Source organism: Streptomyces sp. NPDC048659, from assembly GCF_040650575.1.
GTDB lineage: Bacteria > Actinomycetota > Actinomycetes > Streptomycetales > Streptomycetaceae > Streptomyces.
This window is the reverse complement of sequence record NZ_JBEZHM010000068.1, coordinates 27,061-37,233: the sequence shown is the minus strand read 5'-3', so window position 1 is coordinate 37,233 and position 10,173 is coordinate 27,061. Positions and strand designations below refer to the sequence as shown.

Genomic DNA, 10,173 nt, shown 5'->3' with positions numbered 1-10,173 from the left:
GGACCTGCCCTTCCGCGACGTGGACTGGACCGTCTGGGAGGACCTCCTGGACCGCGTCCACAACCCCGACCACGAGGTCCTTCGCCGTCATGCCTTGCCCGTCCGGAACACGACGACCCGGTTCGCCGTCGGGTCCACCGCGTACAGCTTCGCGGTGGCCTCGTTCACCGCGAGCGCGCCGAACTGGTCGGGCGTGCCGAGCGGTTCCCCGGTGAGCAGGGTGCCGGCGTCGGAGCTGCCGATGCCGCCGGGCGGGCCGGGGGTGCCGCCCGGTCCGGCCGCGGCGAACTGGGCGACGAAGACCCGGTTGTACTTCCCGAGGACGGCCATCTTGCGGGCGTGGTTGCCGGCGGCGGCGGACATCGCGCAGACCTGCGCCTGGCCGGTGGGGCGGGTGCCGACGAAGCGGTCGACGCGGCCGCCGGAGCCCGCGCAGTGCGTACCGCCGGAGAAGTAGACGTAGACCGAGGAGACCGCGGCGTTGTAGGCGGCGGTGACGGCGCCGTACGGCGTGCCCGCCGGGTCGTCGACCTGTGTGACCTCGCCGGTCGCGGGGTTGACGACGACGACCGTCGCCACCGGCTTCCAGACGGCCTCGGGGCCGGTGCCGTCGGGCGCGCAGCGCCGGGCGAGGAGGTAGACGAGGTTGCGGATCGGGTCGACGACGGTCCGGCCGCGCACGGTGTTGGCGAGGAGGAGGTCGCCGCTGGTCCCGCAGCTCGTCTTCGTCGGGAAGTCCACGACGGTCCTGGCCTGGCGGGTCTCGGTCGAGACGGCGAACAGGCCGGCCTTGGCGGCGGGGGTGGTGCCGCTGCCGATGCCCGCCTTGGCGAAGTAGACGGCGTGGCGGGCCGCGTCGAAGGTGAAGTCCATGCCGTTGCTGGCGCTCACCAGGCCCTGGGCGGGCAGGGCGATGGGCTTCGCCCCGGTCTCGCCGCGCGGGACGTAGGCCAGTGCGGAGGTGTTGAGGGAGCCGCCCGCGACGTAGAGGTCCCCGGTGTCGGGGGCGATGCCGAGGGCGGTGACGGGGGCCGAGAAGTTCTCGATACGGGTGACCCGGCCGCCGTCGGCGGTGTCGACCAGCGCGACGCCGTCCGTGCCGCCGACGTAGACCTTCCCGGTGCCGGGGACGACGGCGACGCGGGTGGGCCCGGCGACGGCGCTGGTGAGGTCGACCGGGGCGCCGACCGGCTTGTCCGTCCGCCCGTCGATGACGGTCACGGAGGGCGCGCCGCCGGAGACGACGTACACGCGGTCGGTCTTCTCGTCGACGGCGAGGTCGGCCGGGCCGGCGCCCACGGCGATGTCCTGCTCCTCGCGTTCGGTCGGGGCGCCGGCGTCGTACACCGTGTACGAGGAGTTCGGGCCCTGGCCGCACTTGCCTTCCTGGCCGACGACGACGGTGTTGTAGACCGGGTCGCCGCCGAGCAGGCCCTTGGCCTTGAGCTCGTCGGCCGTGGCGTAGCGGCCGTACTTGGCGCAGTACGCCTCCTCGGCCGTGCGCAGGGTGGCCGCGTCGGCGGCGACGGCGCTGCCGCGGCCCTTGTCGCCGATGCCCCGGACGGAGAAGACCACGATGGCGGCGAGGACGCCCAGGATCACGATGGTCACGAGCAGTTCGATGAGCGTGAAGCCGTCCTGGCCCCGGGCGCGTGAGCGGAGCGGGCGGTGGTCCGGTGTCATGGCGGTGGGGCTTTCCTTCGGTCGGTGGGTCACGTCCGGGCGGGGCTCCCCGGGGGTCCCGGGCCGGGTCACGGCGTGCTCCGCTGCACGGGCTTCAGGTCCTTCGGTCCGGGCAGCTCCGGGCAGGCGACGCCGTCGCCGTCGGGGTCCAGGCGGTTCGGGTCGGCGGGCGCGTAGCGCAGCACGGCCTGGGCGTCGGCCTGGCGCGCGAGGTCGGCGCAGTCGTAGGCGTCGTCGCCGTAGCGCAGGAAGGAGCGGGCGTCGAAGGCCCGGCCCGGCTGCGGGCAGAGCGCGCTGCGGCCGTCGCCGGGTGCGCAGACGTAGGTTTTCGCGAGGGCCGCGACGGGGGTGGTGTCGCGCGGCGCCGGCAGGCCGCGGCAGGCGATTCCGCCGCCGCCGTCGAGGCGGTTGGGGTCCCGGGGGTCGGCGCGCAGCACGGCCTGGGCGTCGGCCTGACTGGCGAAGTGGAGGCATTCGAAGGCGTCGCCGTGGGTGGCGTACTCCTTCGCGTCGAACGCCTCGGCGTTCGGGCAGAGCGCGCTGCGCTGGGTGCCCGGGGTGCACCATTCGCGGTCCTGCCGCTGGGGCTGGGCGGACGAGTCCGATCCGCCCCGGACGAACACCACGACGGTCAGCGCGACCGCGAGGACCGCGAGGGCCAAGACGCCCCGCCGGATCGCGCGGGAGCGCTTCGGTCCGTTCAACTCTGCCATCAGGCGCCTCTGTTCATCGTGCCGTCCGTCCTCCTGGCGCGCCGCCGCGGGCCGGCGGCGCCCGGCCGCCGGCCCGCGGCGGGCTGGATGCGTGCATTACATCCAGCGCCGATCCGGTTGTCAATCATTGACTACCGACCTTCGGGCTGCGCACCATCTACGCGGACGCGGCACCGCCATGCCGGAACACCGGGCCGCAAGCCCGGCGTTGGCCGGCATCGCCCGAACTCACCGGGTGTCCGCGCGGCAGCCGCGACCGATCGGATCGACGAGGAGCAGAAGAATGCAGGAAAGGTCCAGAGGCGCGCTGAGCGCCCGGAACCACGGATTCACCGTGATGCGCCGCGTACGGAGCGCGCTCGCGGTGGCCGCCCTCGCGACGGCGCTGGTCGCCGCCGCGCCCACAGCGTTCGCCGCCACGACGGACTCCAAGGTCGGCATCGCGAACAACATGTACCCGGCCGTGAAGGACATGAGGGGCCAGATCGCGACCCTCCAGTCCTTCACGCCGTTCACGGCGAACAACGCCTCCCAGGTCGGCGGGTTCTGGAACAAGCCCGCGATCGACACGTCCACGATGCGCGGCATCACCTCGGGCAGCCTGCGCCAGCAGCTGAAGAGCGCCGGCCCGTACACCACGTGCAACCCCTCTTCGTCGAACAACTGCGTCGACGGCCCGCTGCACATCGACGCGTTCCTGTCGGCGGACGAGGCCAACGTGGACGCCGTCATCCCGACCGCCGCCGGCGGCACCTGCACCGCGAGCGCGACCGTCGAGTGCAACGGCGACGGCGCCAGCAAGTACCCGGTGGCCATCGGCAAGCTCGCCATCTACAGCTGCAACGGCAGCTGGGCGGGCGCGACCAAGGGCGACGACCCGTCCAACGGCGCCACCCCGCCGCTGGCCCTCGGCGCGGACGCCAACGGCAGCGGCAACGGCAAGGCGCAGTCGCCCCGTTGTGACGCCGCCCCGGTCTCCGGCGGCGCGCCCACCACGATCCCCGGTGTGGTGACCTGGCTCGCCACGAGCGGCAACCGGCTCGCGGTCGCCGACCCGGCCTCCGCCCCGTTCGGCGCGGCGTCCAAGCAGGCGCTGATCCAGAACGGCTTCACCTGGACCGAGAGCGGCGCGGGCCAGAACGTGTACCGCGGCAGCGCCTGCGACAGCGCGGGCACGGCCTGCAAGATCCGCCTGGAGTCCGGCATCAGCCAGGTGCGCGGCGCGGTGACGGCGAACGCGGGCGGCAACACCCGGCTGGGCCTGGTCGCCAAGTCGAACATCATGAACGTGAGCTGGACCTCCGGCTCGCTGAACGGCACCACGGGCAACGACCCCAACTCGTGGACCGAGGTGGCCGCCAGCTCCTACTCCGGCTACGGGCCCATCGAGCAGTTCGGCGTCGCCCTGACCGGCGGCACCGCGGGCGCGGCGGCGGCCTGGAGCGACCTGTTCAACAACCAGTGGGGCTTCGACACCACCATCCAGTCGACCCTCGCCGCGTACGGCTACTAGGCGGCACCGGCACCGGACACCGGCCGCCGCCCGGGCGGGGACATCGCCCGGGCGGCGGCCCCCGAGCCGGGGCCGAGCCGGAGCCGAGCCTGAGCCGGACCAGAGCCGGACCCGAGCCGGGGCCGCCCCGGCGGCGCTCCCCCGCCGCCGGGGCGGCCCCGCTTCCGGAGCTCCCCCTCCCTCTCCCCCTTCCTTCCTCACCACCAGGCCCCCAGGAGGGTCCTCACCCATGCACAGATCACCTCGCCGGCACCGCCGCGTCCCGGCGCTCGTCCTCGCGGTCGCGAGCGTCGCCCTGGCCACGAGCCCGGCCACGGCCGCGGGCGTCGCCCAGACGACCTCCTTCGCCGCCGCGGCGAACCTCGACGACCACGGCCGGGGCGGCTCCGCCGTCGCGGTCGGCGACCTCGACGGCGACGGCACGCCCGACCTCGTGACGGCGATCCGCGCCGAGGGCCTCGGCGTGTTCCTCGGCTCCGGCGGCGGCGCCTTCGGCGCCGTGACGAAGTACCCGGCGCCGCAGACCGCGTCGAGCGTCTTCCTCGGCTCGGCCGTGATCACCGACGTCGACGGCGACGGGAACCAGGACGTCGTCAGCCAGGACGCGCGCGGCAACGTCGCCCTGGTCTGGCGCGGCGACGGCACCGGCGCGCTCGGCGCCGGGACGGCCGTACCGCTCAACCCGACACCCGGCTGCGACACCACCGGCGACAACCCGTGCGTCGTGCGCTTCCCGGCCGACGTCGCCGTGGGCGACTTCGACGAGGACGGCGCCCCGGACCTCGCCACCGCGAACACGAACACCCACAACGTCTCCGTCGTGCCCGGCCGCGGCGACGGCACCTTCGGCACCGCCGTCCCGTACGCGCTGGGCGCGGGCACCGGCCCGCAGGGCGTCGCGGCCTCGGACCTCGACGGCGACGGGCACCTCGACCTCGTCACCGCCAACCAGTCGAACGGCACGCTCTCCGTCCTGAAGGGCGACGGCACCGGCGGCTTCGGCACCCCGTCGAGCGTCCCGACCGGCCTCTCCCTGCCCTCGAAGGTCAAGCTCGCCGACGTCGACGGGGACGGCGACGCGGACGCCGTCGTCGTGGCGCCCGGCTCGCCCGGCCGCGTCGCCGTCCTGCCCGGCGACGGCTCCGGCGGCTTCGGCACCGCGAACGTCCTGTCGGCGGGCGCCAACCTCAGCTCCGCCTCGGTCGCCGACGTGAACGGCGACGGCCGCCCGGACCTGCTGGTCTCCAGCGCGGGCACGCACGAGGTCCTCGTCTTCGAGGGCGACGGCACGGGCGCCTTCGGCACCCCGCTCGCCTTCGGGCTCAACGGCGGGCGCACCCCGCAGGCCACCGCCACGGCCGACCTCGACGGCGACGGGCGCACCGACGTCGTCACCGCCAACCTCAACACCTCGGCGGCCTTCGTCGACGACGCGTCGGTCCTGCTCAACACGACCAACCGGGCCCCGAAGGCCGGGAACGGCTCGTACGCCCACATCGGGGCGGACACCCCGCTCGTCGTGGCCGCGCCCGGGGTCCTCGGCGCCGCCACGGACGCCGACGGCGACCCGCTGACCGCGTCGCTCGTGACCGGCCCGGCGCACGGCACCCTGACGCTGGCCGCCGACGGCTCGTTCACCTACCAGCCGGACAGCGCCTACGTGGGGGCCGACAGCTTCACGTACGAGGCGTCCGACGGCACCTCCGGCTCGGACACCGCGACCGTGACCCTCGCGGTCGCGGCCGGCTGCCGCGGGCTGCCCGCCACGATCGTCGGCTCCGGCGCGGTCAGCGGGACGAGCGGCGCCGACGTCATCGTGACCGGCAACGGGAACGACAGCGTCAGCGGGAACGGCGGCAACGACACCATCTGCACCTACGGCGGCAACGACGCCGTGGCGGCCGGTGCGGGCAACGACCACATCGACGCGGGTGACGGCAACGACGCCGTCAGCGGCGGCGACGGCGCCGACACGGTCCGCGGCGGGAACGGCGACGACGCGCTCTCCGGCGGCGGCGGCGCGGACGTCGTGATCGGCGGCGCGGGCAGCGACACGCTGGCGGGAGGCGCCGGCACGGACCTCTGCGCCGGTGACGCCAACGGCGGCCCGGTGCTGCCGGGCACGGACTCGATCGCGCACGGCGGCTCGTGCGAGACGGTGATCGAGGTGCCGTAGCCCTGGCCGTGGCTATGGCCTTGGCTGTGCCTGTAGCCCTGGCCGTGGCCTTGCCTGTGGCCGTGGGCCTTGTTGTACGGAAGCGGGCCCGGTGATCGCGTTCCTCGCGATCACCGGGCCCGTCCTCGTGTCCTCGTGCGCGCGCCGCGCCTCAGCCCGTCTTGCCCGCCGGGCTCGCCGCCCCGGCGCCCACCGTGTCGAGGAACCGGCGCGCGGCGCCTACGTGTTCCTGTCGCCAGGCGTAGCTCGCGCGGGCGATGGGGTCGTCGGCGGCCTCCTCCTTGGCCCGCAGCGACGCCTCGATCTCGTCGAGGACCTCCCGCTGGCGCTCGACGAGCCGGGCCGGGCTCGTGTCGCGGCGCTTGAGCAGCAGCAGCTTGCAGGTGAGCTCGGCGCGCACGTCGAACAGCTCGGTCACCGGCTCGGCCAGCCAGTGCCCGACGGTCTCCCCGGCCTCCGGGGTGGCGGCGTAGATCATGCGCTGCGGCCCCCGGTTGCCCTCCTCGGCGCCGACGGCCGTGATCAGCCCGCGCTCGACGAGCCGGGTGATCGACCGGTAGACCATCGGCCGGGACACGTACCAGAACTCACCGATCTCCGCGCCCTCCGCGGTGAGCGTCGAGATGGCGAAGCCGTGGCTCGGGCGTTCGGCCACGAGGGCGAGCACGATCCACTCGGCCAGGGGAAGATCAGGTTCGGTCATGCGTACCAGGATAGGAACCGGCGCCGCCGTGCGCGATCCTCGGGTGCGGGGCACTCGTCGCGTACGGGTCGAGGACGCGCGCGTACCAGTCGACGACGGGACCGCCGACGAGCAGCGCGGCGAGGGCGCCGACGGCGAGGAACAGGCCGAACGGGAGGCGGGTGGCGCGGCTCGCGCGGCCCGCCGCCATCAGCGCGAGCCCGGCCAGCAGGCCGACGGCGCTGCCCGCGAACACCGCGAAGACGAGGTGCCAGGGGCCGTACCAGCCCAGCCCGGCGCCGATCAGGCCGGCCAGCCGCACGTCGCCGAAGCCGAGCCAGGCGGGCCGGGCCCAGTGCAGGGCGAAGAAGGCGGCGTACCCGCCCGCCGCGCAGCCCGCGGTCACGGCGAGCCGCTGCCACTGGCCGGTCGCCGCGGCGGCGCCGAGGAGGCACAGGGCGGTGAGGGCGAACGTCGGGTGGACCAGGCGGCGGGGCAGCAGGAGGTGTTCGGCGTCGCAGGCGGCCAGGGCGAGCAGCCCGGCGGTGAAGACCAGCGCGGCCGGCAGCGCGGCGGAGGGCCCGAGGCGCAGCGCCTCGGCGGCGAACAGCAGCCCGGTGAGCGCTTCGAGGAGCGGGTAGCGCGCGGGGATCGGCTCCCGGCAGGCGCGGCAGCGGCGCCCGAGCAGCAGCCAGGAGACGACGGGGACGTTGTCCCGGGCGGCGATGGGCGCCTCGCAGCGCGGGCAGGCGGAGCGGGGCCGTACGACGGAGCGGCCGGCGGGCACGCGGGAGACGGCGACGTTGAGGAACGACCCGACCGCGAGCCCCGCCAGACCGATCAGCAGTACGTAGAGGGACGGCATGGCGGTGACGCTGCCTTTTCTTTCGGGGCCGGTCGGGGTCTATCGGGGTCTATAGGGGCCAGTCGGGGCCGGTCGGGGCTGCCGGGGCCGGCCCGGTCTCATGGGGACGCGGGCGGCCCGGAGGAGCGCTCCGGGCCGCCGGACACGTCAGGCGCAGGGGTTGGCCCGGCCGTCCTTGAGCTTCGGGAGGGGCGTGACGGCGTAGAAGTCGTCGACCGGGTTGGCGTCGTGCCACTCGGAGTAGTCGGACAGGAAGCCGCCCTTGACCAGCTGCTCCATCGTGCCGTACGTGCCGCGGTTGCGGTCGGCGTAGTACGCCTCCTCCGCGGTCTCGATCGTGGACTTGTCCGTCTTGCAGGCCACGCCCTGGCCCTTGTCGTTGATGCCCCGGACGGAGAAGACGACGATGGCGGACAGGACTCCCATGATCACGATGACGACGAGGAGTTCGATCAGCGTGAAGCCCGCCTCCGCCGTCTCGTTCAGGGCGCGCGTACGCCGGCGCGGCTTGCCTTGCAGGTACGTGAACATCTCTCTCCATCCGCGGCGGACACCGCGAGCGCGTCGCGCGTCGCGCGTCGCGCGCCGGGCGCCGGGCGCGTTAGTAATCCGTTGAATAATCAGCCGTAGACTACTGAGCGGGCAGGGGCGTCACAAGAGGTGCGCGATGCAGTAGTATCCCGCTGACTATTCAATGATTGACAGTTGAGTGACCGTGCTGACAGTGGGGTGGGTTCCGTGGTGAATCGGCGGCTTCTCCGGCGCCGGGAGGCGACGACGGACCCGGTGACCGAGCCGGCCCCGGACACCCCGTCCGGCCCGGCGGCGGCGCCCGGCGAGCGCCCCGCAAGCCGTACGCGCATCGGCGAACTCCTCATCGAACGCGGCCTGGTGACGTCGACTCAGATAGATGAGGCGCTGCTCCAGCAGGCGGCCTCCGGCAAGCGTCTCGGCACCCTGCTGGTCGAACTCGGCATGGTCGACGAGCGCTCCCTGATCGAGGCGCTCGCGCTCCACCTCGGCGTCCCGGTCGCCGATCTGCGCCAGAGCGGGCCCGAGCCCGAGGCGGCGGCCCGGATCCCGGAGGCGCTGGCCCGCTCGCTGGGCGTGGTCGCCGTACGCCGCGCCGACGGCACGCTGCTGGTCGCGGCGGGCGACCCGGGCGACCCGCGGCTGCGCGACGAACTGGCCCGCGCCGTCGCGCCCGACCGGGTCGAACTCGCCATCGCCGCCCCTGCGGACATCCGCCGCTCGATCGACGGCGCCTACCGGGCGCTGGCCGGAGTCGGCAGCCTGGTCGAGGCGTTCGAGGCGGCCGGGACCGGCCGCGAGGCCGACTCGGGCGCCCTGGTGGTGAGCGAGGACGCGCCGGTCGTGCGGCTCGTCAGCCTCATGCTCACCCAGGGGCTGCGCGACCGCGCCTCGGACATCCACGTCGAGCCGCACGGCGACCGGGTGCGGGTCCGCTACCGCATCGACGGCGCCCTCCACGACGTACTGAGCCTGCCGCAGAACATGGGCCCGTCCGTGGTCAGCCGGATCAAGATCATGGCCAATATGAACATCGTCGACCGGCGGCGCCCGCAGGACGGGCAGATCGCCACCGAGATCGACGGCCGCTCGGTCGACATCCGGGTCGCGACCACGCCCACCATCTGGGGCGAGAAGGCGGTGCTGCGGCTGCTCGACAGCAACCGCAGCCTGCTGCGGCTCAGCGAGCTCGGGATGCCCGCCGCCACCTACGAGCGCTTCGCGTCGCTGCTGCGTTCCCCGTACGGGATGGTCGCCTGCGGCGGCCCGACCGGCAGCGGCAAGACGACCACCCTGTACGCCACGCTCGGCGAGCTCAACCAGAGCGAACGCAACATCACCACCATCGAGGACCCGGTCGAGTACGTCGTCCCGTCGGTCAACCAGATCCAGATCAACGACCAGGCGGGCATCACCTTCGCGACCGGACTGCGCTCGATCCTGCGGCAGGACCCCGACGTGATCCTGGTCGGCGAGATCCGCGACGCCGAGACCGCGCGGATCGCCGTCGAGTCCGCGCTCACCGGCCACTTCGTCCTCTCGTCCATCCACGCCGCCGACGCCTGCTCCGCGCTGCACCGCTTCTCCGACATGGGCATCGAGCCCTTCCTCATCACCTCCACGGTCGCCGGGGTGGTCAGCCAGCGGCTGGTGCGCCGGATCTGCGACCACTGCCGCGAGCCCTACCGCCCCGGCGTGGACGAACTCGCCTTCTTCGAGAAGGCGGGCGGCTCCCCCGACACGGGGTTCTGGCAGGGCCGCGGCTGCGCCTTCTGCTCCCGCACCGGCTACCAGGAGCGGATCGGCGTCTTCGAACTTCTCGTCATGGACGACACGGTGAAGCGGCTCCTGGTCGAGAAGGCGCCCATCGGCAGCCTGCGCCGGGCCGCCCGCGAGCAGCACATGGCCAGCCTCCTCGACGGCGGCGTCCGCCTCGTGGAGGAGGGCACCACGACCATCGCCGAGATCATGTCCAGCGTGTACGTGGTGTAGCGCGGGCCGCCTCCACTC

The 10,173-nt window shown here is 74.0% G+C and carries 8 protein-coding genes; 3 read left to right on the top strand and 5 right to left on the bottom strand.

Annotated elements, in window-relative coordinates; all coding sequences use genetic code 11:
* Positions 1–87: 87 nt before the first annotated feature.
* Positions 88–1,683 carry a prepilin-type N-terminal cleavage/methylation domain-containing protein gene (locus AB0C99_RS34190; RefSeq protein WP_362483513.1) on the bottom strand — a complete coding sequence of 532 codons (1,596 nt, stop codon included), beginning with the start codon at positions 1,681–1,683 and terminating at the stop codon, positions 88–90.
* A 68-nt stretch (positions 1,684–1,751) separates the two neighbouring features.
* A complete protein-coding gene (locus AB0C99_RS34185) occupies positions 1,752–2,396 on the bottom strand; it encodes a hypothetical protein (protein ID WP_362483512.1) in 645 nt (214 codons plus the stop codon).
* 283 nt (positions 2,397–2,679) lie between these two features.
* Between AB0C99_RS34185 and AB0C99_RS34180 the strand changes: the two genes are divergently transcribed.
* Positions 2,680–3,909, top strand: coding sequence for a hypothetical protein (locus AB0C99_RS34180; protein ID WP_362483510.1), 1,230 nt, complete (start codon positions 2,680–2,682; stop codon positions 3,907–3,909).
* Between the two features lie 229 nt (positions 3,910–4,138).
* On the top strand, positions 4,139–6,085 hold the full coding sequence (locus AB0C99_RS34175) for an FG-GAP-like repeat-containing protein (RefSeq protein WP_362483508.1): 1,947 nt from the start codon (positions 4,139–4,141) through the stop codon (positions 6,083–6,085).
* Positions 6,086–6,236: 151 nt separating this feature from the next.
* Here AB0C99_RS34175 and AB0C99_RS34170 read toward each other — a convergent pair whose 3' ends face one another.
* The 3 genes from AB0C99_RS34170 to AB0C99_RS34160 all read right to left on the bottom strand — a co-directional run bounded on the left by AB0C99_RS34170 (position 6,237) and on the right by AB0C99_RS34160 (position 8,163).
* A complete protein-coding gene (locus AB0C99_RS34170; protein WP_362483506.1) occupies positions 6,237–6,788 on the bottom strand; it encodes a PadR family transcriptional regulator in 552 nt (183 codons plus the stop codon).
* Entirely contained in the window at positions 6,775–7,632 is an 858-nt protein-coding gene (locus tag AB0C99_RS34165) for a prepilin peptidase (RefSeq protein ID WP_362483504.1), read from the bottom strand. The genes AB0C99_RS34170 and AB0C99_RS34165 overlap by 14 nt, the downstream gene beginning before the upstream one ends.
* Before the next feature lie 147 nt (positions 7,633–7,779).
* A complete protein-coding gene (locus AB0C99_RS34160; protein WP_362483502.1) occupies positions 7,780–8,163 on the bottom strand; it encodes a prepilin-type N-terminal cleavage/methylation domain-containing protein in 384 nt (127 codons plus the stop codon).
* Between the two features lie 255 nt (positions 8,164–8,418).
* Between AB0C99_RS34160 and AB0C99_RS34155 the strand changes: the two genes are divergently transcribed.
* On the top strand, positions 8,419–10,155 hold the full coding sequence (locus AB0C99_RS34155) for a GspE/PulE family protein (RefSeq protein ID WP_362483501.1): 1,737 nt from the start codon (positions 8,419–8,421) through the stop codon (positions 10,153–10,155).
* Positions 10,156–10,173 lie beyond the last annotated feature (18 nt).

Coding starts and splice junctions, on each gene's coding strand:
- AB0C99_RS34190 (WP_362483513.1), bottom strand. CDS start 1,683: ATGACACCGGACCACCGCCCGCTCCGCTCACGCGCCCGGGGCCAGGAC.
- AB0C99_RS34185 (WP_362483512.1), bottom strand. CDS start 2,396: ATGGCAGAGTTGAACGGACCGAAGCGCTCCCGCGCGATCCGGCGGGGC.
- AB0C99_RS34180 (WP_362483510.1), top strand. CDS start 2,680: ATGCAGGAAAGGTCCAGAGGCGCGCTGAGCGCCCGGAACCACGGATTC.
- AB0C99_RS34175 (WP_362483508.1), top strand. CDS start 4,139: ATGCACAGATCACCTCGCCGGCACCGCCGCGTCCCGGCGCTCGTCCTC.
- AB0C99_RS34170 (WP_362483506.1), bottom strand. CDS start 6,788: ATGACCGAACCTGATCTTCCCCTGGCCGAGTGGATCGTGCTCGCCCTC.
- AB0C99_RS34165 (WP_362483504.1), bottom strand. CDS start 7,632: ATGCCGTCCCTCTACGTACTGCTGATCGGTCTGGCGGGGCTCGCGGTC.
- AB0C99_RS34160 (WP_362483502.1), bottom strand. CDS start 8,163: ATGTTCACGTACCTGCAAGGCAAGCCGCGCCGGCGTACGCGCGCCCTG.